Below are 26,716 nucleotides of genomic sequence, written 5' to 3' on the forward strand. Positions count from 1 at the left end.
TCGATGCTGACTCAGGCTCTAACATAATTAAATGTGAGCGATAGCTGATAAATTCAAGTTCAAAAGATAGCGTTAAACCACTTTTTTTCCAAACACATTATAAAGGATGGCGTATGTGGATTCAGAAGACTATACACCTAAATGCACGAAAGCGTGGATTTCATCTCATTACTGATGAAATTGAACAACAGATAAACGATATCAATTCTCTATCTGTTGGTTTATTACATCTTTTTCTTCAACATACTTCTGCCAGCCTCACACTCAATGAGAACGCCGATCCGACGGTTCGCCGCGACATGGAATCACACTTCAATAAGTTCGTACCCGAGCGAGCCGCTTATTACAGACACACCTATGAAGGTGATGATGACATGCCTGCCCACATTAAAGCATCGACACTTGGCACCAGTGTGACAATACCAATTAGCAATGGTCGTTTAGCTTTAGGAACATGGCAGGGTATTTACTTAGGAGAGCACCGAGATTGTGGTGGAAGCCGAACTGTGATTGCTACGATGCAAGGTGAGTAGACTGCTTGAAAACAAGATCTCCTTAATAAAAACAATATCTTGTTAATAAAAAAGAGTGGTGTGTTTCCACGACCACTCTTATAAAAATAGTATTTGGCCTACTGTAGGCCGAAAGGTTTAGAAGGGCTGGTTTATCATAACCCTAAAGGCCCCTTCGTCACCACCTCGCGCCAACTCAGCACGTACAACAATACCTTCCACTTGGAAACGCACCGCGCCACCTAAGCTCCATTTCATGTCCGAGTGCAGTGTTTTGATGTCGTACTCATCGGCAACGCGCCCTAATTCAGCAAACGCTACCCATTGCCACCAAGGCAAATCGTAGTAATTAATCAGCGGGATATCACCCAAAGGTTGCCAGTCAGGAATCACTCGGTACTCAGCAGAATAATGAACCGCAGAACGTCCGTGGTAACGACCTCCGGTATAACCTCGTAAGCGATATAAACCACCAAGTCGAGCTTGTTCAGTTTCCGGTGGACGAGCACAATCTTGCCCAGAGCAGTTATCCCAGGTTGGTGTATCAGCCGTATAGAAATCGAATGCTAAAACTTGTTGATCGAATAAGTCCCCTAAAGGACCTAAAGCAAAGTACTGGCTATTTTGGAAGGTCCACTTAAGCCACAAGTCATCGTTAGACCAACTCTCTGCGCCAGTGGTGAACTCAAGGTTAGTGTGAGAACCTCTGGTCGGGTTACGTGTGCTATCACGGTTATCCCAATCCAATGCCAGACTAAAGCCTGTCGCCTCTTCAGTGTTGTTTAAACCTTCTAGCTCACGAGCCGTATAAAAAGGCGTGAAGATAATCGAGCTGACACCCGATTCGACTGGCGAAGCAAAACTCACATCTTTGATTGGCTGAAAAGCCCCTAACAAGCCATGTTCTGCAACATTGCCCCAAGGTAGCAAATACTTAAATTCAAACTGATAGTTTTGCTCTAAGCCATCGGCAATGGTTTTATCATCAATAGATGAATCATTATCGCCTTGAGAACCAATGTAATACGGGTTGTCGTTGAAGCGCGCTTGATACATCTGAGTACTAAACAAGATATTCTCAGACAAGGCATAATTAAAGGCCGATAGAAAACCGACATAGCTGTCTTTGTCTGAATACAAAGCCATACCAAACAGAGCCGCTTGAGGTTGCCAAACGCCCTTTGCGACACCAGCAACCCCAAAGGTATTGCCCATGGTTTCAGTACTGAAATAGAAAGGAACAAAAGCGGAGTCTTTTTCTTCACTTAGAACAGAAGAAGAAAAGCTGACACCAGTTACTGCCATTGCAGACATTAACCAGTATCGAGAAGTTCGCTTGAACATATCTATTTTACGTATTCCATTGCCACGCGAGACGTCAGTTTAGTCACGAGCTCGTAAGCGATAGTGCCGATATGTTCAGCCACTTCTTCTGAGGGTAAGTCTTTACCCCAAAGCGTCGCCTCGTCACTCACTTTATCCGTAGCATCAGGACCAAGGTCAACTGTTAGCATGTCCATGGACACACGCCCTGCGATTGGTACTTTTCGTCCATTAACGAATACTGGGGTGCCGTTAGGTGCAGTGCGAGGATAACCATCACCGTAACCAATCGCGATAACACCAACCTTGGTATCACGTTCACTGGTCCAGTTTCCGCCATAACCCACACTTTCACCGGCTTTCACATCGCGAACGGCAATTAGGTGTGAGGTCAGGGTCATCACAGGCAAAAATCCAAGCTCTTGCGCTGATTTATCAACAAACGGAGAGACACCGTAAGATATGATTCCCGGACGAACCCAATCAAGGTGGCTGTCTGGCCAAGCGAGTAAACCCGCAGAGGCAGCAAGTGAACGCTCCCCTTCACAACCTTCAGTAAGCGACAAGAAAAGCTCTGTCTGTTCAACGGTGGTTGCTCTATCCAGTTCATCAGCACAACCGAAGTGGCTCATGTAACGTAGAGGTTTGGCAACATTCGCACATTGATGCAAACGCTCAACAAAGTTTTGGTATTGCTCAGGGCGAACACCTAATCGGTGCATACCACTGTCGACTTTTAGCCATACCACAACGGGTGTTTCCAAATCCGCATTCTCTAGCGCGCTTAATTGCTCTTCACAATGCACCACCGTTTGAATGTTATTGGTCACCAAGATTGGCAAATCGCCCGAAGAGTAAAATCCTTCCAGCAACAAAATAGGTTTAACAATGCCACCAGCACGAAGTTGTAACGCTTCTTCAATACGCGCCACACCAAAAGCATCAGAGCTTTTTGAATGCTTGGCTATATGCAGTAAGCCGTGTCCGTAGCCATTGGCTTTCACAACAGACATGACCTTGCACTGAGGAGCCTTCGACTTTATCTGGTTCAGGTTATGTTCGAGCGCGTTTAAGTCAATGCTCGCCGTCGCCGCTTTCATGTAAGTCATTAGCGATTACTCATCATCAAATGCAGGGCCTGCATAGTTATCAAATCGGGAGTGTTGGCCTTGGAACGTAAGACGAACCGAACCGATCGGACCGTTACGTTGCTTACCAAGGATGATCTCAGCAATGCCTTTCAAGGAACTATCTGGGTTATAAACCTCATCACGATAGATGAACATGATCAAATCGGCATCTTGCTCAATCGAACCTGATTCACGCAAATCCGAGTTTACTGGGCGCTTATCAGCACGTTGCTCTAGGGAACGGTTAAGCTGAGAAAGTGCCACAACCGGAACGTTGAGCTCTTTTGCTAACGCTTTCAATGAGCGAGAAATCTCGGCGATTTCAAGAGTACGGTTATCAGATAACGAAGGTACACGCATTAATTGAAGGTAATCTATCATGATCATAGAGATACCATCGTGTTCACGAGCGATACGTCGAGCACGAGAACGCACTTCTGTTGGCGTTAGACCCGAGCTGTCATCGATATACATATTCTTCTTATCCATCAGAATACCCATACTCGACGAGATACGAGCCCAATCTTCATCATCTAGCTGACCAGTACGAATCTTGGTTTGGTCTACGCGAGAAAGTGACGCAAGCATACGCATCATCAGCTGTTCGGCTGGCATCTCTAGCGAGAAGATTAAAACCGGTTTGTCTTGCTTCATCGCCGCGTTTTCACACAAGTTCATCGCAAATGTGGTTTTACCCATCGATGGACGAGCAGCAACAATAATTAAGTCAGAGCCTTGTAGACCTGCTGTTTTCTTGTTGAGGTCGTTGAAGCCAGTATCGACACCTGTCACACCATCTTGCGGCGTTTTGTATAGGATCTCGATACGTTCTAGCGTCTTCTCTAGAATGCTATCAACGTTTTGTGGACCTTCGTTTTCACTTGCACGGCCTTCGGCAATCGCGAAGACTTTACTTTCAGCAAGATCAACCAGCTCTTCCGAAGTACGACCTTGAGGGTCATAACCAGAATCAGCAATCTCATTCGCGACACCAATCAGGCTACGAACAAGTGCACGTTGCGCTACGATATCCGCATACGCATTGATGTTTGCGGCACTTGGTGTGTTTTTCGCTAAGTCAGCAAGGTAAGCAAAGCCACCCACTTCTTCAAGTTGCTCACGCAGCTCTAAATGTTCAGAGAGTGTAATAAGATCCAGAGGAGAACTTTCTTCAAGGATATCCTTTACCGCTTCAAAGATCAGACGGTGAGGACGGCTATAAAAGTCTTTGGCCACAACCTTTTCGGCAACTGTATCCCAGCGTTCGTTATCTAATAACAAACCGCCAATAACAGATTGCTCAGCTTCTAATGAATGTGGCGGGACCTTGATGGCGTCCACCTGATCGTTGGCTGATTTCTGACTTTTGGTATCCACTATGACTACACTCAATAACTAATAATGATCGTTCATTATACCCAAGAACATCCGTTTGTAATCCGATCCTATGAGTTTGTTTTATTCTTCAGGAAGAATTTACCTATTGCTGACGGAATTAACCAAGGGTAGCATTACGATCCTGCCATTCACTCACTGTATAACTAGAGGTATGCGTGTCCAAATTATTGGCTCTGAGCACTGGTCTTCTAAGCACTGGTCTCCTGAGCGCTCCGATGGCCTTAGCTGATGATGCTAAAGACTCTGTTGATGCAATCCTCGACTCTATAGTAGTTTCAGAACCTACTTCTGAGCCGATCGTCGTTGCACCGACACCTGAAGAAAAAGATATGGATATCGCACCGAGTGATACAAGTGATACAGAACTACCGAGCCCGCTAAAAACGGAAGTCGAATTTGGATATCAGTCGCATACTGGTAATTCGGATTCACGATCGCTTAACGCACGCCTGAACGGTGAGTATACAGCTGGTCGTCATAGAACCAGTGGCGAATGGAAATACTACAATCTCTATAAAGATGGTGAGGAAGATAAAAGGCAATCGACTTACTCGGCTCAGAGTGACTACAAGTTAAGTCCTAAAACCTACCTTTACGGCAGTTTCAAAGGAGTCGACTCGAGATACAGTGCTTACTTTAAGGACTACACAATTTCGAGTGGTCTGGGTTACCAGTTTTCGAATACCGAAGAGTTTGTGTTGGAAGTCGAAGTGGGACCAGGTTTTCGTTACCAAGAGCCAAACCTCGATGAGATCGACGATGATGACATCATCTTCCCAGAGATTGTTGAAGAGGCAATTTTCCGTGGCAACGTGAATACGTCATGGCAGGTGTTGAAGAATTTGCAGCTCAAGGCAGACGTGACGCTTGTCTCTGGTCACAGTAACCTAAAGTTTGATACTGAGTTAGAAGCCATCAACGATATTACTGACAATATCGCGCTGAAGATCGCTCACTCTCGCCAGTACCACGATAAAGTGCCTGAAGGCTTAAGCAAACAAGACTCTGTTCTATCGATCAACTTGCTCTTCCAGTTCTAATCTTAGGCCACCTCTAACCTTGAGAACAACTTGTTCAGCAATAACAGCTTATGGATCACCGTAAGCTTTTTACCTACTGTAGCCCTTCCTTGTACTTTCCTATATTCCAGACATAAAAAAACACCAGCCGAAGCTGGTGTTTAAAACTTTCAAAAGAAAGAATTCGTCTTGGTACTGAAATTACTCAGCTGCAACGATAGCGATTTTCGCAGTAGCAAAAACTTCAGAGTGAAGTTGGATGCTTACTTCGAATTCGCCGATGTTACGTAGAGCGCCTTCAGGTAGGCGTACTTCGCTCTTAGCTACTGCAACACCTGCCGCTGTAATAGCGTCAGCGATGTCACGAGTACCGATAGAACCGAATAGTTTACCTTCGTCACCAGCTTTAGAAGCGATTGTAACGCCTTCTAGAGTGTTAACGCTCTCTGCACGAGCTTCAGCAGCAGCTAGTTGCTCAGCAACTTTAGCTTCTAGTTCAGCACGACGAGTTTCGAACATAGCAACGTTGTCTTTAGTTGCCATAACTGCTTTACCCTGTGGGATAAGGAAGTTACGAGCGTAACCAGATTTAACGTTTACTTGGTCGCCAAGGCCACCTAGGTTACCGATCTTATCAAGTAGAATAACTTGCATTATCTTAGTCCTCTTAAACTATTATTAACTATTACCGATTACTGATGCTTGTCAGTGTACGGTAGTAGAGCTAGGTAACGAGAACGCTTGATAGCGCGAGCTAGTTGACGCTGGTACTTAGCGCTTGTACCAGTGATACGGCTAGGTACGATTTTACCAGCTTCAGTGATGTAGTTTTTAAGAGTTGCTACGTCTTTGTAGTCAATCTCTTGTACGCCTTCTGCAGTGAAACGGCAGAATTTACGACGACGGAAGAAACGAGCCATGGGCTATCTCCTGATCTTAAATTTAGTAAAGCGGTCTTTCACAATTATCGAAATAACTATCAATGACCTAAAACAAGTTGAGAATTTTTTAAGGCGTTAAGCCAAAAAAGAATTACTCAGCAGCTGCTTCTGGTTTAGCTTCTGTACGCTCTTCGCGACGAGGAGCACGCTCTGCACGCTCTTCTTTTTGCTTAAGCATAATAGATTGCTCAGTCACAGCGCCTTTAGTGCGCATGATCATGTTACGTAGAACTGCATCGTTGAAACGGAAAGCAGTTTCTAGCTCGTCAATCACTTCTTGACCAGCTTCAACGTTCATAAGAACGTAGTGAGCTTTGTGAAGCTTGTTGATTGGGTAAGCCATTTGACGACGACCCCAGTCTTCTAGACGGTGGATAGTACCGCCAGCTTCAGTGATAGAACCAGTGTAACGCTCGATCATGCCAGCAACTTGCTCGCTTTGATCAGGGTGAACCATGAATACGATTTCGTAATGACGCATTTGGTTGCTCCTTACGGATTATTAGCTTCCACGAGTGGCCCGGTCGTCCAGAGGAAGCAAGGAACTAAAGATAAATGACCGAGTTTTAAGGACGGCAAATGTTATAGAAAGAACCCGGTATTGGCAAGCGCTATTTGGTGAATAATGAAACAGTTTTTCTGTCGCCATCTAGCCATCCGACAAACCGATGGATTTTGCTATAACAGCCTAAAAAGAAACGCCCACCAGCAAGTGGTGAGCGCTAATAAATTCATAGACTTAAAGCAGCGTTAACGCATTACTGAGCTAAACGCTGTCTTACCGCTTCGAACAGGCAAATACCCGACGCCACAGAAACATTTAAGCTCGATACGCTACCTGCCATTGGAATCTTAATCAGATCATCGCAAGTTTCACGAGTTAAACGACGCATACCGTCACCTTCTGCACCCATAACTACCGCAAGAGGACCCGTTAGCTTCGCTTGATAGATATCATGCGTTGCTTCACCTGCCGTACCCACAAACCATACGCCCTGCTCTTGCAGTGCACGCATTGTGCGAGCTAGGTTGGTTACGCGCACGAGAGGAACCGTTTCAGCTGCGCCACACGCAACCTTGCTTACCGTTGCTGTTAACGGCGAAGAGCGATCTTTAGGTACGATAACAGCAGCGACACCTGCGGCATCCGCGTTACGTAGACAAGCGCCTAGGTTATGAGGGTCTGTTACGCCGTCTAGAACTAACAGCAAAGGCTGTTCGTGCTGCGCTAGGATATCGTCTAGGTGAGTTTCATTAAGCTGCTTAGCAGGCTTCACCTTAGCAATAAGACCTTGGTGATTCGCACCTTGTGCTTTTTCATCCAACGGCTTACGACCCATCTGTTGAATCGACACACCAAACTGTTGCAGTTGGTTCAGTAATGGAAGAAGACGCTCGTCTTGGCGACCTTTCAATACATACGCTTCGATAAAACGTGCAGGATCTTTTTCTAGTACGGCTTTCACCGCGTGAATACCGTAAATAAATTCGTTACTCATTGTCTCAAGTTACTCTTATTGCTCAGAGAAGAATGACATCAATGCCGATGCATCCCTCTCTGTGTTGTTCATTTCGAGAGTAGCGTCTTACGCCTGATACTCTCGCATTAAATTAAATCAGTTAGGCGCTAAACCTGATTAGCAGAGCGCCTTATTTAGCCTTAAGATCTATCAGTCTTAAGAGTTATCAGCCTTTGGCTTACGGCTTGCAGCACGCTTTTTCTTAGCGCGAGCTTTAGCAGCACCGGTTTTATTCGCTGGCTTTTTCTTCTTAGCAGGGCCTTCGCTGCTTCCGTCAGGTCGCTTAGTTGGCTCAACCATAGGCTTCGCTGATACACCTGGCTTATTACTCTTCACTGCTGAGCGCTTCTTGCTTTTCGCCTTTTTCATCGCTTCGGCTGCACGCTTCTTGGCTGTTTTGCCTTTGCCACGCGGCTGACGATCAGTGTCTTCTAAGTCAAAGTCGATTTGGCGAGTTTCTAAATTAACCGCAGAAACCTTCACTTTAACCGAATCACCCAAGCGGTAGATATTACCTGAGCTTTCACCCACTAGACGCTGACCAACAGCATCAAATTGGTAGTAATCATTCGCTAGCGCTGAGATGTGTACCAAGCCATCAATGTGCAGTTCAGTTAGACGAACAAAGAAGCCAAAACCAGTCACGTTGGCAATCACACCATCCATCACCTCACCGACATGGTCTTGCATGTATTCACACTTCAACCAGTCGTTTACTTCACGCGTTGCGTCATCAGCACGACGTTCAGTCATTGAACACTGCTCGCCGTAGAAGTCCATATCATCGAAAGTGTAGTGGTAACCACCAGTTGGCGTCCAACGTTCGCTGTTACGACCTTCTTCTTTCGCAATAAGGTACTTAATCGCACGGTGCAATAGCAAATCTGGGTAACGACGAATTGGCGAGGTAAAGTGAGCATAGCGTTTAAGAGCTAAACCAAAGTGACCCGCGTTATCCGCGTTGTATACCGCTTGCTTCATTGAGCGTAGCAGCATGGTTTGGATTAATTCACGATCTTCACGTTCATTAATCTGTTGCATCAGTTGTGCATAGTCTACTGGTGATGGCGACAGACCACCTTCCAGTGTTAAACCTAATTCACTTAAAAAGCTCTTGAAGCCCATTAAGCGCTCTTCGCCCGGAGTTTCGTGAACACGGTACAGCGCAGGCTCTTTCGCTTTTTCTACGTAAGATGCCGATGCGATATTCGCAAGAATCATACATTCTTCGATGATCTTGTGTGCATCGTTACGAATTACTGGCTCAATACGGTCAATCTTACGATCCGCATTGAAGATAAACTTAGTTTCTACCGTTTCAAATTCAATCGCACCACGTTCGTCACGCGTTTTCTTAAGCACCTTATACATCTTATGAAGCTCTTCAAGATGTGGTACTTCAGGTTCGTAACGCTCACGTAATTCTTCATTGCCATCTAAGATCGCGCCTACTTTGTTATAAGTAAGACGAGCATGAGAATTCATTACCGCTTCGTAGTGCTTGTAGCCTGACAGTTTACCTTTGTCTGAGATAGTCATCTCACACACCATACATAAACGGTCTACCTGAGGGTTCAATGAACACAAACCATTTGAAAGCACTTCTGGCAGCATTGGCACGACTTGTGACGGGAAGTATACCGAGTTACCACGGTTAATCGCTTCTTTGTCTAGCGCTGTATCTGGGCGAACGTAGTAACTTACGTCAGCAATCGCTACCCATAGACGCCAGCCGCCGCCTTTCTTCGCTTCACAGTAAACCGCATCATCGAAGTCACGCGCATCTTCACCATCAATGGTAACCAATGGCAGTTTACGCAGGTCTACACGTCCTTCTTTTGCTTCTTCAGGAACATGCTCACCTAGGTTTTCGATTTGCTTATCTACCGCTTCAGGCCACTCTTGTGGGATCTGGTGAGTACGGATCGCAATCTGCGTTTCCATACCCGGCGCCATGTTTTCACCAAGAACTTCGGTTACTTTCCCCATCATGTTACGAGAACGACCACCGCGATCCGTAATTTCAATCACAACCACATTACCCATTCGAGCACCGCCTTTATGCTCAGTAGGGATCTGGATGTCGTGACTAATACGCGAATCATCAGCAACAACGTAAGAATGGCCGTACTCTAGGAAGAAGCGACCAACAAGTGGCGTTTTACGCTCTTCAAGCACACGAACCAAGCGACCTTCACGACGGCCACGCTTACTGTTGTCAGTAGGCTGAACCAATACGTAATCACCGTGCATGATGGTTTTCATCTGATGATGCGGCAGCACGATATCATTGTCTTTACCCACACTGCCGTCTGGGCGAACCCAACCATGACCGTCTTTATGACCAATCACATAGCCTTTGATCAGTTCCATCTTCTCAGGCAATGCGTAGCACTGACGACGAGTAAAGATAAGCTGTCCATCACGCTCCATTGCACGCAAACGACGACGCAGCCCTTCATATTGTTCCTCTCCAGCAAGACCCAAAGCTTCGAATAGATCGTTGCGGTTCATCGGAATATTCGCGTCTGTTAGAAACGAAATAATGAACTCTCGGCTTGGTACTGGGTTATCGTAATTTTTCGACTCTCGGTCGGCAAAAGGATCAACAGTGGTTGTCGCTGTCGTATTTTCTGACGTTGGTGTGTTTTTTGACATAGGCGGGCCTGCTTAAGCAAGGAAGGTATATACCCCTAGTATATCTGATGCTAGGGGTAAGCTACAGATATGCTTTAGAAAACACTCAAATAACCTCAGATTGATACATATCTTCACTTTGTGAAACATCGCTTCATAGACGTGGATTATCATCAAAATTTCAAGCAAACGATAAAACAAACGTTTGCGCCATGAATGAAATACACTATTATCCACGCACTTTACCAACTCCTGTTCTGGGTATGATATGAAACTAAAACGCACTTTATTGGCTTCAGCTATGGCGAGCCTAGCGCTGTTCCCATTCGCAAGTTCGGCAATGGAAAAGGCTGACCTGATGATTACCGATGCGATGGTTCTAACCATGAACCAAGACAAAACGGTTTATGAAAGCGGTACTGTTGTGGTCAAAGACAACAAAATCATTGCGGTTGGTGATGCTTCACTAGAGAAGCAGTACCAAGCTAAGCAAGTGTTAGACGTTGATGGCGATATCGTTATGCCAGGTCTCATCAATACCCATACTCATGTATCAATGACAGTTTTCCGTTCGTTAGCCGATGATGTGCCAGATCGCCTGCACCGTTACATCTTTCCGCTAGAGAAGAAGCTAGTATCGCGAGACATGGTACGCATTGGTGCCAACCTAGGTAACGTTGAAATGGTGAAAGGCGGTGTGACCACTTACGCCGACATGTACTACTTCGAAGATGAAGTCGCAAAAACCGTCGATAAGATCGGTATGCGTGCCATCCTAGGTGAAACGGTGATTAAGTTCCCTGTAGCCGATGCGGCCAACGCCGAAGAAGGCATTAAGTACGCGTTGAACTTCATTGAAGAATACAAAGATCACCCGCGAATCACACCAGCGTTTGCACCGCATGCGCCTTACACCAACACCACAGAGATCCTGCAGAAAATATCTAAGCTCTCCCTAGAGTTAGATGTTCCAGTAATGATTCACCTTGCAGAATCACACCGTGAAGAAGAGAAAATCGCAGAGCGTTCTGATGGATTGTCCCCGGTTCAATACATGGACAGCATTGGCGCACTCAACAAGAACTTGGTGGGTGCACACATGATCCTTGTTGACGATCATGATATCGAACTGGTGAAGAAATCGGATATGGGTGTAGCTCATAACATGAGTGCTAACATCAAGTCAGCAAAAGGTGTATCACCTGCCCTTAAGATGTATGACGAGAACGTGCGTATCGGTTTAGGTACTGATGGCCCAATGTCTGGTAACACACTGAGCACCATTGATGAGTTCAACCAAGTCGCTAAGGTTCACAAGTTAGTTAACAAAGATCGTGCTGCGATGCCGCCGATCAAAGTGATCGACATGGCGACCATGGGCGCAGCAAAAGCGCTGCACATGGAAGATAAGATCGGCTCTCTTGAAGCAGGCAAACTGGCTGACATCATAGTGATCGATACTAAGGCGCCAAATATGGTTCCGGTCTACAACCCATACTCAGCACTGGTGTACTCAGCTAACTCAGGCAATGTTCGTCATTCCATCGTTGATGGCAAGATCATCATGCAAGATCGCGACATGCTAACGGTAGACGAAGATAAGATCCGCCAAGAAGCACTCGATTTCACTAAGGTTGTTCGTGAAACGGTAATTGAGTCTGGTGAGGTTGTTCAATAAACTCGCAATCGAATAGCATGACCTCCTAAACGTAAAAAGCCCCGCACTAACTAAATTAGGCGGGGCTTTTTAAGTCTTGTTTCCTGTAACAATGAGTGCAGGGATCATTACAGGCTTCTTGCTCGGTATTACCAGAACACGTCTCGACGCTTTGCTCGAGCAATAATATTGTCTGGCATTCTCTGTTCCAGGCCGCTACGAAGCACAGTGATACGTCTGTGTTGTCTTTGGTCTGCGGTTACCGAATTATACAACCAACGGTAAGCATCTTCATAATCCAATGGGCTACCGTAGTCACGTAACAAGAGTTCCGCTAAGTGAATGCTCGCACTTAAGTTGCCCATAGAGGCCGCTTCACGTAGATACGGAATCGCACGCTCTTGATCTTGTTGTACCAAAGTACCACGAGAGTAATAACGACCTAACTGCTCTAATGCAGCAGGTAAACCTTGATGTGCCGCGTTTTCCATATAGTAAAGGCCAAGCTCTACATCTTGTGGAACACACACACCCCAAGCCAACATATCACCGTATAAAAACTCATAAGAAGGCAAGCTAATACGCGTTGCACGAGCAACGATATCTTCAACTAACTGGCACTTATCAGCTTTCACTCGCTCTAGATGTTGATTATTTTCGATTAAATTAATCAGTTCAGCTTCTGTATATATTGGAACGGGCTCTCCCACATCAGCCAAATTAGCATGACTCAAGGGTGAGCTCAGCGCCATTATTAATGAAGCTGCCACAATTCGTAGCTTCATACCTGCACTCTATTATCTGTCGCTAAAGTTATCTATTGAGGAATGCAGAGGATTTCTACACGCACAAAACAGGGTGAACTTCACTTTCCATGATATCTGTATCGGCAATAACCCCGACGGCTTTAGACAAAACTTGCCGCTAATGGGCAATATTTTGCCTGATGACGCTTAAAAGATCGCCATCAAAGAGTGAACGGCTAAATTGCAGGTATTAAAAAGCCGACTTAATAAAGTCGGCTTTTAGAAAACTATTTTATTATCAAAGCACTGTTCGTGCCTGGTAATCACTCAGCAGGCATTATGCGCCGTATGGGTGAACCTTGATGATAGTTTCGTTACGATCTGGGCCAGTTGATACGATATCAATTGGAACGCCAGTTAGGTCTTCGATACGCTTGATGTAATCTAGAGCAGCTTGTGGAAGCGCGTCGATAGATTTAGCACCAAATGTGTTTTCAGACCAACCAGGCATTGTTTCGTAGATTGGCGTCGCTTCTTCGAATGACTCAGCAGCCATTGGAGAAACTTCTAGGATAGAACCATCTTTCATCTTGTAACCAGTACAGATTTTTAGTTCTTCTAGGCCATCTAGAACGTCTAGTTTAGTTAGACACATACCAGATAGAGAGTTGATTTGGATTGCACGACGCATAGCAACAGCATCGAACCAACCAGTACGACGTAGACGACCAGTTGTTGCGCCAAACTCGTGACCAACATCGCCTAGGTGTTTACCAACTGGGTCTTGCTTCTCAAGGCCATCGTATAGCTCAGTAGGGAATGGACCTGAACCAACACGAGTACAGTAAGCCTTAGTAATACCAAGGATGTAACCGATGTGACGAGGACCGAAACCAGAACCTGCAGCAACACCACCAGCAGTCGTGTTAGAAGACGTTACGTATGGGTAAGTACCGTGGTCGATATCTAGTAGCGTACCTTGAGCACCTTCGAACATGATCTTGTCGCCGCGCTTACGTGCTGCGTCTAGTTCGTCAGTTACGTCGATAACCATCGCAGTTAACATATCTGCGTAGCTCATCGCTTGCTCAAGAACTTCTTCGTAGCTTACTGTTTCAGCTTTGTAGAAGTGCTCTAGTTGGAAGTTGTGGAATTCCATCACTTCTTTTAGCTTCTCAGCAAATGCTTCTTTATCGAAAAGGTCACCAACGCGTAGACCGCGACGAGCAACTTTATCTTCATAAGCAGGACCGATACCACGACCCGTTGTACCGATAGCTTTAGCGCCACGAGCGATTTCACGCGCGTTGTCGATTGCAATGTGGTACGGAAGAATTAGAGGACAAGCTTCAGAGATGAAAAGACGTTCACGTACTGGAATACCGCGATCTTCAAGAGGCTTCATTTCTTTTAGAAGTGCGTCAGGCGATAATACTACACCGTTACCAATAACACATTTAACGTTATTACGTAGGATGCCTGATGGAATTAAGTGAAGAACGGTTTTTTCACCGTCAATTACAAGTGTGTGACCTGCATTGTGACCGCCTTGGTAGCGAACCACGTATTTTGCATCTTCAGTTAAAAGGTCAACGATTTTACCTTTACCTTCATCACCCCATTGGGTGCCTAGAACGACTACGTTATTTCCCATCTTTCCAATTTCTGTTGCTAATTAAAAATGGATTCTAGCACTGAATCACACTTCTTGCAGTCACTTTTTGTTCATAAACGTTAACGCTGTACAAAAATAAACCAGCCATAACTGGGGACAGATGTGTAAAGATACTGATATCATTGCTTTTTTACAGACAAAAGGCAGAACCATGTCTCAATCAATTTGGCTCGCTATTGGGCTCGTACTTATTGTGGAAGGGCTCGGCCCCTTGATTGCACCCAATGGCTGGAGAAACATGGTCGCGCAACTGAGCGAGCAACCAGACACGCAACTGCGCCGCATTGGAGGCTGTCTTGTGGTCGCTGGCGCCGTTATCGCTTTCATGACCTACCGTTAGGTTCCTATAAGTACTAATCTGTTTATAAGTACCACTCTGTTAAGCGCCTTCCCTCGCGCCCCAATAGTGAATCCACAAACATGTCTCCTCCTGAAAGAAGTCATAGAAAACAAAAAGGCCCCCACAATGGGAGCCTTTTAAGTTTTAACGTATTTTGCTTATTAAGCTAAGCATTCGCTAACGCATCAGCTTATTTTGCTGGAGCGCCGCTTGCTTGATTCATGTATTGGAAGAAGTCTGTCTTCGGATCCAATACTAGAATATCGCTCTTATCGCTAAATGATGTCTCATAAGCTTGCAATGAACGCATGAAGCCGTAGAACTCAGGATCTTTGCTGAACGCATCAGAGTAGATCTTCGCTGCTTCTGCATCCGCATCACCACGAGTGATTCGAGCTGTACGGTCAGCTTCAGCAAGAACTGTTGCCACTTCTAGCTCAGCTTGAGCACGGATAACTTCCGCTTTCTCACGACCTTGAGAACGGTGTCTACGAGCAACCGATTCACGTTCTGCACGCATACGGCGGTAGATAGATTCACTGATTTCGTCAGGAAGGTTAATCTTCTTCATACGAAAATCAACAACTTCAACACCTAAATCAGCCATCGCACTTTCTGCCGTTCCAGACAAAACGTTTTCCATGATCTTATCGCGTTCGCCATCAACTTCTAGTGCTTCTGCAGCCGCTACCGTTGTGACGACTTCGCTATCAGCAGAGTCTGGCAGGATGTCCTTGTTGCGAGGGCCTGACACGATCTGCTTAATTTCACGAGAACCAATTTCAGAACGAAGAACATCTGTCACTTTACGCTCAAGAAGTGCTTCTGCCGTCATGATATTACCGCCACCGGTACTCAGATAGAAACGTCCAAAATCAGCAATACGCCATTTTGCGTAAGTATCAATTAGAACGTCTTTTTTCTCTGATGTTACGAAACGGTCAGAACGGCCATCCATCGTTTGAATACGAGCATCAAGTACTTTTACGCGATCAAACATCGGTAGTTTAAAGTGCAGACCTGGTTCATAGATTCGTGATACGCCGTTGTCATCGAGAACTCGACCAAAACGAATTACCATGCCACGCTCACCTTCTTGAATCACAAACACTGACATCAATAGAAGGGCAATCGTCACAACTAATACAGGGATCATTAATTTACGCATTATTAGTATCTCCCTTGGCGTGAACTGTCTGAACGAGTTTGAGTGCTAGGCTTTGGATCCGCTTGAGTTTCTAACTCAATTTGATCGTAAGTTGATGATGCTTTTGTAGGGCGAGAGCCCGACTGAGAACCACCTTGTGCGCCTAGCTTATCAATTGGTAGGTATAGCAAGTTACCGCTTGATTCAGAATCAATCAGGACTTTCGATGTGCTTGAGTACACTTTTTCCATTGTATCTAGGTACATACGGTTACGTGTTACTTCAGGAGCAGCTTGGTATTCAGGTAGCAGTTTCTCGAATTGAGCAACTTGACCTAGAGCACCATTAACTGTGCGCTCTGAGTAACCCACCGCTTCTTTCTTCAAACGCTCAGCACGACCTGTTGCTTTTGGAAGAATGTCATTTCGGTAAGCTTCAGCTTCACGCTCGAAACGCTCTTCATCCTCACGAGCCGCGATAGCATCATCAAATGCATCTTTCACTTGCTCAGGTGGACGTGCTGACTGGAAGTTCACATCAACAATCAGAATACCCATATCGTAGCTATCAATAATACGGTTCAACGTTTCTTGAGTGCTTTGACGAATCTGCTGACGACCACTTGTCAGGATACTATCCATTAGTGAGTCACCAATTACCGCACGAAGCGCGGAATCGGTTGCTTGACGTAAACTGTCGTCTGCATTCGTTACACGATACAAGTACTTGTATGGGTCAGAAACACGGTATTGAACACCCATTTCAACGGTCACAACGTTTTCATCTTTCGTTAGCATCGTGCCAGCAGCACGTAGAGAACGAATCGCTTGAACGTTTACTAGTTGCTCATCACTGATTTCATCGATGAAGCGTGGGTGCCAGTTAAGACCAGGTTCTTCGATACGGTCGAACTGACCCAGTCGAAGTACTACTGCTCTTTCTGCTTCGCCAACGGTGTAGAAACCAGCGAAGAACCAGATAGCAATAGCAATAACGGCAATGACACCAAAGCCAATTGCACCGCCACCACCAATAGATGGCCCGTTACCGTTGCCACCCTTTTTACCAAACTTGCCACCTAACTTTTGACTTAGTTTATTAAACACTTCGTCTAGATCTGGCGGTCCTTGATCTCGGCCGCCGCGATTATTTTTATTACCCCAAGGGTCATTATCGCGGCCGTTATTATCGCCGTTGTTGTTATTTCCAGGCTCATTCCACGCCATTAGAAAGCTCCATCATTTGATATGACGTTATACTGTAGCAGTCTCTTTGGTAACGATAAAGTCACCTAAGAGCGCCCCTTCTCTTTTTTCAAGTTTAGACCAATCTATTTGTTGCATTCGGATATCTATCAACAAGTTACCATTTTCATCATACTCTTCCTGTTGAATACATTTCATCTCGAAGAATAAGCTGCGAATACGGCCCTGATGTTGATGTGGAATACACAACCGGAATTGAACCATCTGGCTAGCTAAACGCTCAGTTAAAGCTTCAAACAGCAGTTCAATACCTTCTCCTTCCATTGCAGAAACCCAAACAGCGCGAGGTGCGCCCTCTTCGTCTCTTTCAATTCGAGGTTTTTGGTCTTCCATGCAGTCAATTTTGTTCATGACTACAAGGGTTGGCACTTCATGAGCATCGATTTCTTCTAATACTTCATGAACAGCCTTAATGTTCTCACGAAAACGGTCATCACTGGCATCAACAACATGTAACAAAATGTCAGCTTCCTGCGTCTCTTGTAATGTTGCCTTGAACGCAGCGACCAAGTCGTGTGGTAGATGACGGATAAAACCTACGGTATCTGCGAGAATTGCAGGCCCGACATCTGCCAAATCAATCTTACGTAGTGTTGGGTCTAGGGTTGCAAACAGTTGGTCTGCCGCATAAACACCAGCACTTGTGATGCGATTGAAAAGTGTTGATTTCCCTGCGTTGGTATAACCAACCAAAGAAATTGTTGGGATTTCAGCTCGATTACGAGCACGTCGTCCTTGTTCACGCTGCTTAGCGACTTTCGCTAAACGACGTAGTATTGCCTTTATACGGTCACGCAACAAACGTCGATCGGTTTCCAGTTGAGTTTCACCTGGACCACGAAGACCAATACCACCTTTCTGCCTTTCAAGGTGAGTCCAACCACGAATCAGTCGAGTAGAGATATGACGAAGCTGAGCGAGCTCAACTTGTAGCTTACCTTCATGAGTTCGCGCACGTTGTGCAAAAATATCTAAGATCAAACCCGTGCGATCAATCACACGACATTTACACAATTGCTCGAGGTTGCGCTCTTGGGCAGGAGAGAGGGAGTGGTTAAAAATCACAATTTCAGCACCGGTCAGCTGAACAGCTTGTGCGATTTCTAGGGCTTTACCTTCTCCAACGTAGTATTTAGGGAGTGGGGATTGTCGGCTACCAGTAATCACTTGTAGCGTTTCTACCCCCGCTGAGGAGACCAGCATTTCACATTCGCTTAGATCTTCCCATTCTCCCTCTTGCGTGAAGTTGATATGAACAAGTACGGCTCGCTCGCCGGATTCATAACGGTCAAACAAGCAACCAACTCCTTATTACAGCGCAAGCTGTACAAATTGAACGATTAATCTTCAGTCTTCTCTGGACGATCAGATGGCGTGCGTTGCTCGCCGCTGTGGTGACTAACTGCGCGAGCAGGTACCACAGTAGAAATCGCATGCTTGTAAACCATTTGGTTTACTGTGTTCTTCAATAAGATCACGAATTGATCGAAAGACTCGATCTGACCTTGCAGCTTAATGCCGTTAACAAGATAGATAGAGACTGGAATGCGCTCACGACGGAGTGCATTTAGGAATGGGTCTTGTAGCGATTGCCCCTTAGCCATTTTATTTTCCTTATTTGTATTTTGTTGTAATTATTTAGCTAGTGGTGCACAAAAAGGTGCGGCCTTTGCATCTGAGCTAAATGAATAAAAAAACTCCGTTGTTATTGAAAGGCTGTGATTTTTAAAAGCCTCAATAACGGATCCTTTCCAGAGTATATTCACGCAAAAGCGATCACATTATACACAGCAATACTAATCAGATGCTATTGCATCTGAAAGAGTTTCTAACGCTTGATCAATGTTTTCGCTATCTAACCAAGTTAAATCATCCCAACTGCGCAACCAGGTGATTTGTCGCTTGGCCAACTGACGGGTTGCACAGACACCACGGAAAACCGCTTCGTCTAAATCACAATTACCGTCTAAATAATCCCACATCTGCCTATAACCAACGCATCGGATCGATGGCAGTTCAGGGTGAAGATCTTCTCTGGCGTACAACGCCTTCATTTCATCTTCAAACCCAGCTTCTATCATCTTCTCGAAACGCAGCTCAATGCGGCGATGGAGTTCAGTCCTTTCCTTGGGAGCTATTGCAAATTGTTTTACACGAAATGGCAGGCTATCGCCTTTCGTTTGAGTTAGCTCTGTTAATGTTTTACCCGAAATTCGGTAAACTTCCAATGCCCTTGAAAGCCTTTGTGGATCATTTGGGTGTATTCTTTCAGCGGATACGGGATCTATCTCTCTTAATTGATCGTGCAATGCCTGCCAACCCTGTTCAATAGATTCCGCTTCAATCTTCTTACGAATCTCTTGATCCGCTGCTGGTAATGGCGATAAACCTTCCAACAATGCTTTGTAGTACAGCATTGTGCCACCAACAAGTAGCGGGATTTTGCCTTCCGCTACAATCTTATTCATTTCATTGATCGCATCACGACGAAAATCTGCCGCAGAATACGCTTCGCTTGGATCCAAAATATCAATCAAGCGATGAGGCGCGAGCTCAAGCTCTTCCGCATCCGGTTTAGCGGTACCAATATCCATGTCTTTGTAGATCAATGCCGAATCGACGCTGATGATCTCTACAGGGTATTTCTGACGTAAGCGGATAGCTAAATCTGTTTTTCCTGACGCCGTTGGGCCCATTAAAAACAACGCTAAAGGTAATTTTTCAGTCATGATATTTTGTATTTGCTTCTCTGTTTTAGCGCTTTTTAGCAAAGGGCTTTGTGTCGCGACGTATTCAGCTAAAAAGACAAAGGTCGTCGCGAAAAAATTAAACCGTAAACGCGGCTATAGTCGCTGAAAAGTCGATAGGATTAACAAACTCTGGATCATCTAATGGAAGTAGACCATGCCAAAGTTGTTCTAGTTCCCCAACTAGTTGAACCGCTTCAGATAAAGTGTAGTCGCTTTTTACTTGTGCGGTTTGAATCCCGATCCAGTTGACCAATGATGGCAATAGGTCGTTAGAAACATTAGCCGAGTGTTTATCAACAATCTGAGCGTTTAATGAAGCCGCGTAAGATAACAGATCTGGGATCAAAATTTGTAAGTTTTGCTGCCTTAAAGGAGAAGGCACGCCCATCACCATTACCGCCTCGCTGTTTCGCGCCTTAAGCTCAATCCCCAGTAATGCCAGAGTTTGACTCAGCGCCTTAGCAACTTCGACAAGTTCACTACCCAGCTTAATCGATAAAGGCACCAATAGTGGTTGGCTTTTTAACGCACCACCTCGAGTATCAAGCTGACCAACAACACGCAATAACTCAGCCTTAGCCAAGGAAACCAGCACACTGCCGTTCTTATTGCCCATTACCAGATACTGACGTTCCACAATCGAGACCGCTTTCCCCAAATCCGTCACTGCTGCTCTTGGCTTTAAATGAACAGGGTTCTGTTGAGCAGGCTTAGCTTCTTTATTTTCTTTATTTTCTAAGTTGTCTCTGGTTTCTACTGGTGCCACATACTCTTGAGAAGATGAAGGCTGTACAACTTGATCATCAAAATCAGGCGTTTTCAGAAGCTCTTTATAGGCTTTCACTTCTCGCTTAGATGGCGCGGGTTCACCATGATGTTGGTGTGGCTCTTTCTCTTTTTTAGGTTCAGGTCGAGACTCTATCCACTCTTGGCGAGAGGAAGCGGTAAAACTGCTGTCACTAGTAGCCGAGCTTCGGCCAGCTAATGAACTTGGACTGGTTGATGAGCTTGGGCTAATTGATGAAACATAATGTCGCCCACCATCATTAACGCTGTGTTGAGGCTTATCAAAAGCGTGCTCTGATTCTGCTTTTCTCGGGTAGGCAGGCGTTTGCTCAATAGCGTGTCGCACCCTATCCGAAACTTGGGTTTGATCCGAACTGCTAGGCATTACGCTTTCTGGCTCAGCGAAACTTGCAACACCATCAACTGCAGAGCTCGTACTATCTTGCTGATGATGAATCACTTCTGACTGATGAAAAGCCGACTGATTGATTGGTGCAGCATCGATCTGCTTGCTCTGCGCTAAACCATCGCTCAATGCTTGGTAAATAAAGTCATGCACAAGGCGCGCTTGATGAAAACGCACTTCATGTTTTGCAGGGTGGACATTCACGTCCACCTGATGTGGATCGAGTTCAATGAACAACACATACGTCGCGAATTGGTCTGGACGCAGGCTGGTTTCGTAGCTTTGACGAATCGCATGGTTGATCAGCTTGTCACGCATCATACGACCATTCACATAGCAGTATTGCAGGTCGCTTTGCTGTCTGGCCCCTTCAGGTGTGGTGATCCAGCCATGAAGTTTTAAGCCTTGGTGCTCAAGTTCGATCTCAAGCATATGGCGAACAAAAGGATTGCCACATACCGCAGCGATGCGCTTTTCTGCTTGAACTTCTGTCTTGGCAGCGCGGTACTGACGAATCATCTTGCCGTTATGACGAAGGTTGATCGTCACATCAAAGCGACTTAATGCAATACGCTTGAGCAACTCATCAATATGGGTGAATTCAGTCTTCTCGGTGCGTAAGAATTTGCGGCGCGCTGGTGTATTGAAGAACAGATCCAACACCTCAACCGAAGTACCAATTGGGTGTGCTGCTGGCTGCAGTTTTACCTGCATATCACGACCTTCACTGTGTGCTGCCCAAGCTTGATCTTGAGTGGCAGGGCGTGAAGTCATGGTCAAGCGCGCAACCGAGCTAATACTCGCCAGCGCTTCACCACGGAAACCGAGGCTGACGATCGCCTCTAGGTCATCAAGAGTGTGGATTTTGGAGGTAGCATGACGACTCAGTGCCAAGGCAAGCTCATCTTTTACGATGCCTTTACCATTGTCACGAACGCGGATCATCTTGGCGCCACCTTTCTCGATATCAATATCGATACGTGTCGCACCAGAATCCAAACTGTTCTCAACCAACTCTTTTACAACAGAAGCGGGTCTTTCTACCACCTCACCCGCTGCGATTTGGTTAGCTAACCGAGCTGGCAGTATTTTGATCGTCATATTTATAGCTACCTTACTGCCATTGATGGAAACGCTGCTACGTTTGCACTAGTTCTTATTTTTTATCATTGATATACCTGAAGCTGTTTAGCATTCCCAAGACTACTTGTGAGGAATAATCAACACTTGGCCGATAGCTAGACTGTCAGATCTTAGCTTATTCGCTTGGCGAATGCTGTTGACGCTCACGCCGTATTTCGAAGCTATCTTGCCAAGGTAATCACCTCTTGCAACTTTGTGTTTGCGCAGAGGAACATCTTTAACTTCAACCGTAATACGTAACTTTTGGCCTACTCTCACCGTCTCTGATTTCAAACGGTTCTCACGTTTAATATCAGCCACCGACACTTTATAGCGGCTGGCGATCTTACCTAGGTACTCTCCAGACTTAACCGTGTGAGTGATGGTCTTCGTTTGAACCGCACTGCTTGATGATGAAGTTGAAGCACTGCCTGGAATCTTAAGTACTTGGCCAATTGCTAGGCTGCTCGATTTCAGATTGTTGAACTTCATCAACGTCTGTGTCGACGTACCATACTTGCTCGCAATCACAGACAAAGACTCACCACGAGAGACTTTATGTTGGCTCACGCTGCCCGTTGATGACGTTGCGTTAGACAAGATAATCCCTTCAGGCGGGTTAGCCTTCAAATACTTAACCACCGCTTTAGTCACTGCTCGTGCCAATTTATCTTGGTGCGAACGTTGGAAAAGAAGCTTCTCTTCCGTCGGATTCGAAATAAAACCTGTCTCTACCAGTACTGATGGGATCTGTGGTGAACGTAATACTGCTAAGCTGGTGTTAATCGGCTTGCTATTGTGCAGTTTCGCAACCTTACCCATTTCAGACAGAATTGCCGTTGCCAGTTTGTAGCCCTCTTTTTGAGAGTGGCTAAACTGCAAATCAAGCAGGGTTTGGTTTACGTTCTTATCATCAATATTGCTTGTGAACGCTGCACCGCTACCACCAAGCAATTCAGACTGTTTCTCTTTATTCTCAATCCAACGAGAGATCTCTGTATTTGCGCGTCGAGTGTTCAATACAAACACTGAACCACCTCTTGGTTGAGGCGTCGTAAAGGCGTCGGCGTGAATAGAGATCAACAGGTGAGCTTCATTCTCTCGAGCAATCGCAACACGTCGATTCAGGTTCACAAAGTAATCAGCATTACGAGTCATACGAGTTTTGATCCCCGGGACCGCATTCAGTTGAGCTGCTAACTTCTTAGAAATACTCAGAGTCGCGTTTTTTTCGTATTTACGCGTAGGACCAATCGAACCTGGGTCTTCACCACCGTGGCCAGGATCAATCACAATTAGAATATCTTTCTGGCGCTTAACCTGATTAATGGTCTTACTTACCGTTGGCTTACTCGGTGTCGATGTCGCTTTACTTGCCGCACCATGAGGTAAGTCGATCACCAAACGGTGTCCATACTGACCACCTGGGGTCGGGCTCAGTTTGAATAATTCTGCTTTAGACGACTTCTTTAACTCAAAAACCAAGCGATAGGTGTTTTTGTCTGGCGGTGAGCTCTTACGAATCTTAGATAGAACAGGGCTGTCTTTCACCTCGACCGGTAACTTAGTCGCAAGACTGGTATTTTTTAAATCAACCACTAAGCGACTCGGGCTACTCAGGGTGAAATAGCTAAAGTCCGCTTCTGATTTTAAGTCGATAACCACACGAGTTTCTTCTGGAGAAGGCCAAACCCTTAAACTTTTCAGTGAGTTTGCAGAAACAAGTGAAGAAAACAGTATAGAAAAAACAGCAGCCATCATGGCCACTGTTGAAATAAGGCGTTTAGAAATCAACATAACTCCAACTGACTAAGTAAGCGCTGTCCGTATTCACTATTAGCGGTTAAAGAAACAACACGGTGATCGTCTTGGTAACGAATATCAATATCCAAATCGGCTTCTGGTAGCATCCCATAACCTTTCTCAGGCCATTCAACCAAACAGATAGCATCCGGAGTAAAGTAGTCACGAATTCCCATAAACTCTAACTCTTCAGGATCGGCTAGGCGATAAAGGTCAAAGTGGTACACCTGCCAATCTGCAAGTTGATAAGGTTCAACTAGAGTATACGTTGGGCTCTTTACATTTCCTTGATGGCCAAGTGCTTTTACAAAGCCACGACTGAAAGTCGTTTTACCTGCGCCAAGATCACCATGCAGATAAATAGTCGTCTGCTGTGAGCAAAGATTCGAAAGCTCCGTTCCTAATTGAATCGTTGCTTGTTCATCTTTCAAAGTAAATTGTTTCGTGCTCATGAATACGTTCTCTAAAAATCGATCGTTGACTATATAAAAATCAAAAGAACAAGAATAGTAAACCGTGATGCTTTTGGGAGACAAGCACTCAAGTGTAAGTTCTATGAAAAATACTGCTCAAAACGCGTCTGTTCTGGTCAACACCACTAAGATCCGTTAAGATCCGCCCCCATTTTTGCCGAACCTAATTTTAATTAGCCTTATCTCTAATTGTAAAACAGAGAAAATAAGAAATAAGCCATGAATCTAGACCATCTTGCTGAAAAAATTAAAATCTGGGGAAAAGAGCTGGGCTTTCAAAAAGTTGGCATCTGCGATGTTGATTTAAGTGAACACGAAGCCCCTCTTCAAGCATGGCTAGATGCTGGCAACCACGGCGAAATGGATTGGATGGCTCGACATGGGATGATGCGTGCACGTCCTGATGAACTTCACCCAGGCACAATTCGAGTGATCAGCGCTCGAATGAACTACCTACCACCAGAAGCTCAGTTCGCCTCTAACCTAAGCGATACCACTCAAGGCTACATCAGCCGCTATTCTTTAGGCCGCGACTATCACAAATTGTTCCGTAACCAGTTGAAAAAGCTAGGACAAAGAATTGAAAAAGAGGTCGAGGGTTTAGACTCACGCCCTTTCGTCGATTCAGCGCCCATTTTGGAAAGACCACTCGCTCAAAAAGCAGGGTTGGGCTGGACAGGTAAACACTCATTAATTCTTGATAAAGACGCTGGCTCTTGGTTCTTTCTAGGGGAGCTGTTAGTTAACATCCCTCTTCCCACGGATGAACCCAGTGTTGATGAGTGCGGCAAATGCACCGCATGTATCACTTCTTGCCCAACGGGTGCCATTATTGCTGATGGCGTGGTTGATGCGCGCAAATGTATTTCGTACTTAACCATTGAATATGATGGTGTGATCCCTGAAGAGTATAGAGATGCCATTGGTAACCGTATCTACGGTTGCGATGATTGTCAGTTAGTTTGCCCGTGGAATCGTCATGCCGAACTCACAGAGCAAACCGACTTTCACCGCAGAGAAGATTTCCAAGAAGCCGATCTGGTTTCACTTTCAAGTTGGGACGAAGCAACCTTCCTAAAGAAAATGGAAGGCTCAGCAATCAGACGTATCGGCCACACCCAGTGGTTACGCAATATCTTTGTTGCGATGGGCAATGCACCATTTCAACAACGCATTATTGAAACCCTGGAGTCTCATCAAGGCAAAAACGAAATGCTTGATGTGCATATTGAGTGGGCTTTGAATAAACAACTACAGCAGTTACCCAACGCTAGCAGTGTGCAAGAAGATAGCTCTACGCAGAAAAATAGCTGTGTGCAAAAAAGTAACAGCAAAATCTCCACCAAAAAGCACCGGCTGATACGTATAGTAGAGAAAGGACTACCAAGAGACGCCTAGCCCTTTTGGTATCAACGATTGACAGCGACACCCACATCGATAGTCCAATATTTAAGACAACTCGTTGCACATAATTTTAGAACAATGTTTGACCTTGTTCTCAATTCTAACAATGTGGAAAAAATTCAGAACTCTCGTAAACTTCCGACACCCGAGCAAAGTTAAACACAGTACCGATAAATGATTAAGATCAAAAAACAACAAGTTAACGATCTTTTATTAAATCCAAGATAGGCATCCAACTTGATAAAAAACAACAAGTTACGAACGCTGCAATTCATCTAATATATTGAAAACAAGAAAGATCTTTTAGGGATAGGTAAAGAATTAAGCCTGAAACAACTTTATCAACCAAGTTATCCACACCTAACATTTTGTGGATAAGTCTGTTTATAGATGTGAAAAACCTCAAGTGTCTGCTTCAGAGACCTGATATTTACTAGCATTCCAGTTGCTAAGAAAAATTTAAGACAAAAAAATATCCACCATGATGGAGGATTATTTGCTTTTTTGGGGGGATTATGCTTCGCAGCATTAAAGAAAGAGCGTGACCTTTGTGGTCGCCTTTAAACACAGAGGTTTAAAGTACTTATTAGCTTTTTTAGAAGAAAGCTGGAGCGATACATCGGGTTCGAACCGATGACCTCAACCTTGGCAAGGTTGCGCTC

Annotated in this window: 23 protein-coding genes; 5 read left to right on the forward strand and 18 right to left on the reverse strand. The window is 45.2% G+C overall.

The annotated features are described in order from the left end of the window. Positions 1–113: 113 nt before the first annotated feature. A complete protein-coding gene (locus tag AB6D06_RS20280) occupies positions 114–533 on the forward strand; it encodes a secondary thiamine-phosphate synthase enzyme YjbQ (protein ID WP_065584774.1) in 420 nt (139 codons plus the stop codon). A 117-nt stretch (positions 534–650) separates the two neighbouring features. Here AB6D06_RS20280 and AB6D06_RS20285 read toward each other — a convergent pair whose 3' ends face one another. From AB6D06_RS20285 to AB6D06_RS20295, 3 genes are read right to left on the reverse strand one after another with little or no spacing between them, the layout of a single operon-like run. Then, on the reverse strand, positions 651–1,856 hold the full coding sequence (locus AB6D06_RS20285; RefSeq protein WP_372111620.1) for a BamA/TamA family outer membrane protein: 1,206 nt from the start codon (positions 1,854–1,856) through the stop codon (positions 651–653). A gap of 2 nt (positions 1,857–1,858) precedes the next feature. Then, a complete protein-coding gene (alr, locus tag AB6D06_RS20290) occupies positions 1,859–2,944 on the reverse strand; it encodes an alanine racemase (RefSeq protein ID WP_017059936.1) in 1,086 nt (361 codons plus the stop codon). A 6-nt stretch (positions 2,945–2,950) separates the two neighbouring features. Continuing rightward, entirely contained in the window at positions 2,951–4,342 is a 1,392-nt protein-coding gene (locus tag AB6D06_RS20295; RefSeq protein WP_016767560.1) for a replicative DNA helicase, read from the reverse strand. 176 nt (positions 4,343–4,518) lie between these two features. On the opposite strand from AB6D06_RS20295, the gene AB6D06_RS20300 reads away from it, so the two are divergent. After that, positions 4,519–5,403, forward strand: a complete 885-nt coding sequence (locus AB6D06_RS20300) for a DUF481 domain-containing protein (RefSeq protein ID WP_372111623.1) — start codon at positions 4,519–4,521, stop codon at positions 5,401–5,403. A gap of 180 nt (positions 5,404–5,583) precedes the next feature. Here AB6D06_RS20300 and rplI read toward each other — a convergent pair whose 3' ends face one another. From rplI to rnr, 5 genes are all read right to left on the reverse strand, one after another. Then, a complete protein-coding gene (rplI, locus tag AB6D06_RS20305; protein ID WP_010434182.1) occupies positions 5,584–6,036 on the reverse strand; it encodes a 50S ribosomal protein L9 in 453 nt (150 codons plus the stop codon). 38 nt (positions 6,037–6,074) lie between these two features. After that, the gene (gene rpsR / locus AB6D06_RS20310; protein WP_000090472.1) at positions 6,075–6,302 is read right to left on the reverse strand and encodes a 30S ribosomal protein S18; all 228 of its coding nucleotides are present in this window, start codon (positions 6,300–6,302) and stop codon (positions 6,075–6,077) included. A 112-nt stretch (positions 6,303–6,414) separates the two neighbouring features. Continuing rightward, positions 6,415–6,804 carry a 30S ribosomal protein S6 gene (rpsF, locus tag AB6D06_RS20315; protein ID WP_004741278.1) on the reverse strand — a complete coding sequence of 130 codons (390 nt, stop codon included), beginning with the start codon at positions 6,802–6,804 and terminating at the stop codon, positions 6,415–6,417. Positions 6,805–7,081: 277 nt separating this feature from the next. Further along, on the reverse strand, positions 7,082–7,822 hold the full coding sequence (gene rlmB / locus AB6D06_RS20320) for a 23S rRNA (guanosine(2251)-2'-O)-methyltransferase RlmB (RefSeq protein WP_017063180.1): 741 nt from the start codon (positions 7,820–7,822) through the stop codon (positions 7,082–7,084). Positions 7,823–7,999: 177 nt separating this feature from the next. Next, positions 8,000–10,501: a ribonuclease R gene (gene rnr, locus AB6D06_RS20325; RefSeq protein ID WP_017063179.1), complete on the reverse strand. Its 2,502-nt coding sequence runs from the start codon at positions 10,499–10,501 to the stop codon at positions 8,000–8,002. Between the two features lie 247 nt (positions 10,502–10,748). Here rnr and AB6D06_RS20330 point away from each other — a divergent pair, with 247 nt between their 5' ends. After that, positions 10,749–12,158, forward strand: coding sequence for an amidohydrolase (locus AB6D06_RS20330; protein ID WP_017063178.1), 1,410 nt, complete (start codon positions 10,749–10,751; stop codon positions 12,156–12,158). A 128-nt stretch (positions 12,159–12,286) separates the two neighbouring features. Here the strand turns inward: AB6D06_RS20330 and motX are convergent, their stop codons facing one another. Further along, positions 12,287–12,922, reverse strand: a complete 636-nt coding sequence (gene motX / locus AB6D06_RS20335) for a flagellar protein MotX (RefSeq protein ID WP_017063177.1) — start codon at positions 12,920–12,922, stop codon at positions 12,287–12,289. A 298-nt stretch (positions 12,923–13,220) separates the two neighbouring features. After that, on the reverse strand, positions 13,221–14,537 hold the full coding sequence (locus AB6D06_RS20340; RefSeq protein WP_010434108.1) for an adenylosuccinate synthase: 1,317 nt from the start codon (positions 14,535–14,537) through the stop codon (positions 13,221–13,223). Positions 14,538–14,709: 172 nt separating this feature from the next. On the opposite strand from AB6D06_RS20340, the gene AB6D06_RS20345 reads away from it, so the two are divergent. Then, positions 14,710–14,898, forward strand: a complete 189-nt coding sequence (locus AB6D06_RS20345) for a DUF2065 domain-containing protein (protein ID WP_010434105.1) — start codon at positions 14,710–14,712, stop codon at positions 14,896–14,898. A 190-nt stretch (positions 14,899–15,088) separates the two neighbouring features. Here the strand turns inward: AB6D06_RS20345 and hflC are convergent, their stop codons facing one another. The 8 genes from hflC to tsaE form a co-directional block, all read right to left on the reverse strand. Beyond that, complete coding sequence (hflC, locus tag AB6D06_RS20350) at positions 15,089–16,066, reverse strand: protease modulator HflC (RefSeq protein WP_017059930.1); 978 nt, start codon at positions 16,064–16,066, stop codon at positions 15,089–15,091. Between the two features lie 2 nt (positions 16,067–16,068). Then, the gene (hflK, locus tag AB6D06_RS20355; protein WP_372111627.1) at positions 16,069–17,271 is read right to left on the reverse strand and encodes an FtsH protease activity modulator HflK; all 1,203 of its coding nucleotides are present in this window, start codon (positions 17,269–17,271) and stop codon (positions 16,069–16,071) included. Between the two features lie 27 nt (positions 17,272–17,298). Continuing rightward, positions 17,299–18,606 (reverse strand): ribosome rescue GTPase HflX, encoded by a 1,308-nt coding sequence (hflX, locus tag AB6D06_RS20360; protein WP_372101213.1) that lies wholly within the window; start codon positions 18,604–18,606, stop codon positions 17,299–17,301. Between the two features lie 44 nt (positions 18,607–18,650). Then, entirely contained in the window at positions 18,651–18,914 is a 264-nt protein-coding gene (gene hfq / locus AB6D06_RS20365; protein ID WP_017059927.1) for an RNA chaperone Hfq, read from the reverse strand. 192 nt (positions 18,915–19,106) lie between these two features. Then, entirely contained in the window at positions 19,107–20,039 is a 933-nt protein-coding gene (gene miaA, locus AB6D06_RS20370) for a tRNA (adenosine(37)-N6)-dimethylallyltransferase MiaA (RefSeq protein WP_372089619.1), read from the reverse strand. 97 nt (positions 20,040–20,136) lie between these two features. Beyond that, entirely contained in the window at positions 20,137–22,353 is a 2,217-nt protein-coding gene (mutL, locus tag AB6D06_RS20375) for a DNA mismatch repair endonuclease MutL (protein WP_372101215.1), read from the reverse strand. 102 nt (positions 22,354–22,455) lie between these two features. Then, positions 22,456–24,171: an N-acetylmuramoyl-L-alanine amidase gene (locus tag AB6D06_RS20380; protein ID WP_372101217.1), complete on the reverse strand. Its 1,716-nt coding sequence runs from the start codon at positions 24,169–24,171 to the stop codon at positions 22,456–22,458. Then, positions 24,165–24,629 carry a tRNA (adenosine(37)-N6)-threonylcarbamoyltransferase complex ATPase subunit type 1 TsaE gene (gene tsaE, locus AB6D06_RS20385; RefSeq protein ID WP_017059923.1) on the reverse strand — a complete coding sequence of 155 codons (465 nt, stop codon included), beginning with the start codon at positions 24,627–24,629 and terminating at the stop codon, positions 24,165–24,167. The genes AB6D06_RS20380 and tsaE overlap by 7 nt, the downstream gene beginning before the upstream one ends. A 240-nt stretch (positions 24,630–24,869) precedes the next feature. Here tsaE and queG point away from each other — a divergent pair, with 240 nt between their 5' ends. Next, positions 24,870–26,048 (forward strand): tRNA epoxyqueuosine(34) reductase QueG, encoded by a 1,179-nt coding sequence (queG, locus tag AB6D06_RS20390; RefSeq protein ID WP_017059922.1) that lies wholly within the window; start codon positions 24,870–24,872, stop codon positions 26,046–26,048. Positions 26,049–26,716: the final 668 nt, after the last annotated feature.

The sequence above is a fragment of the Vibrio sp. 10N.239.311.G01 genome (assembly GCF_041465805.1).
GTDB lineage: Bacteria > Pseudomonadota > Gammaproteobacteria > Enterobacterales > Vibrionaceae > Vibrio > Vibrio crassostreae_C.

Coding starts and splice junctions, on each gene's coding strand:
- AB6D06_RS20280 (WP_065584774.1), top strand. CDS start 114: ATGTGGATTCAGAAGACTATACACCTAAATGCACGAAAGCGTGGATTT.
- AB6D06_RS20285 (WP_372111620.1), bottom strand. CDS start 1,856: ATGTTCAAGCGAACTTCTCGATACTGGTTAATGTCTGCAATGGCAGTA.
- alr (WP_017059936.1), bottom strand. CDS start 2,944: ATGACTTACATGAAAGCGGCGACGGCGAGCATTGACTTAAACGCGCTC.
- rplI (WP_010434182.1), bottom strand. CDS start 6,036: ATGCAAGTTATTCTACTTGATAAGATCGGTAACCTAGGTGGCCTTGGC.
- rpsR (WP_000090472.1), bottom strand. CDS start 6,302: ATGGCTCGTTTCTTCCGTCGTCGTAAATTCTGCCGTTTCACTGCAGAA.
- rpsF (WP_004741278.1), bottom strand. CDS start 6,804: ATGCGTCATTACGAAATCGTATTCATGGTTCACCCTGATCAAAGCGAG.
- rlmB (WP_017063180.1), bottom strand. CDS start 7,822: ATGAGTAACGAATTTATTTACGGTATTCACGCGGTGAAAGCCGTACTA.
- rnr (WP_017063179.1), bottom strand. CDS start 10,501: ATGTCAAAAAACACACCAACGTCAGAAAATACGACAGCGACAACCACT.
- AB6D06_RS20330 (WP_017063178.1), top strand. CDS start 10,749: ATGAAACTAAAACGCACTTTATTGGCTTCAGCTATGGCGAGCCTAGCG.
- motX (WP_017063177.1), bottom strand. CDS start 12,922: ATGAAGCTACGAATTGTGGCAGCTTCATTAATAATGGCGCTGAGCTCA.
- AB6D06_RS20340 (WP_010434108.1), bottom strand. CDS start 14,537: ATGGGAAATAACGTAGTCGTTCTAGGCACCCAATGGGGTGATGAAGGT.
- AB6D06_RS20345 (WP_010434105.1), top strand. CDS start 14,710: ATGTCTCAATCAATTTGGCTCGCTATTGGGCTCGTACTTATTGTGGAA.
- hflC (WP_017059930.1), bottom strand. CDS start 16,066: ATGCGTAAATTAATGATCCCTGTATTAGTTGTGACGATTGCCCTTCTA.
- hflK (WP_372111627.1), bottom strand. CDS start 17,271: ATGGCGTGGAATGAGCCTGGAAATAACAACAACGGCGATAATAACGGC.
- hfq (WP_017059927.1), bottom strand. CDS start 18,914: ATGGCTAAGGGGCAATCGCTACAAGACCCATTCCTAAATGCACTCCGT.
- miaA (WP_372089619.1), bottom strand. CDS start 20,039: ATGACTGAAAAATTACCTTTAGCGTTGTTTTTAATGGGCCCAACGGCG.
- mutL (WP_372101215.1), bottom strand. CDS start 22,353: ATGACGATCAAAATACTGCCAGCTCGGTTAGCTAACCAAATCGCAGCG.
- AB6D06_RS20380 (WP_372101217.1), bottom strand. CDS start 24,171: ATGTTGATTTCTAAACGCCTTATTTCAACAGTGGCCATGATGGCTGCT.
- tsaE (WP_017059923.1), bottom strand. CDS start 24,629: ATGAGCACGAAACAATTTACTTTGAAAGATGAACAAGCAACGATTCAA.
- queG (WP_017059922.1), top strand. CDS start 24,870: ATGAATCTAGACCATCTTGCTGAAAAAATTAAAATCTGGGGAAAAGAG.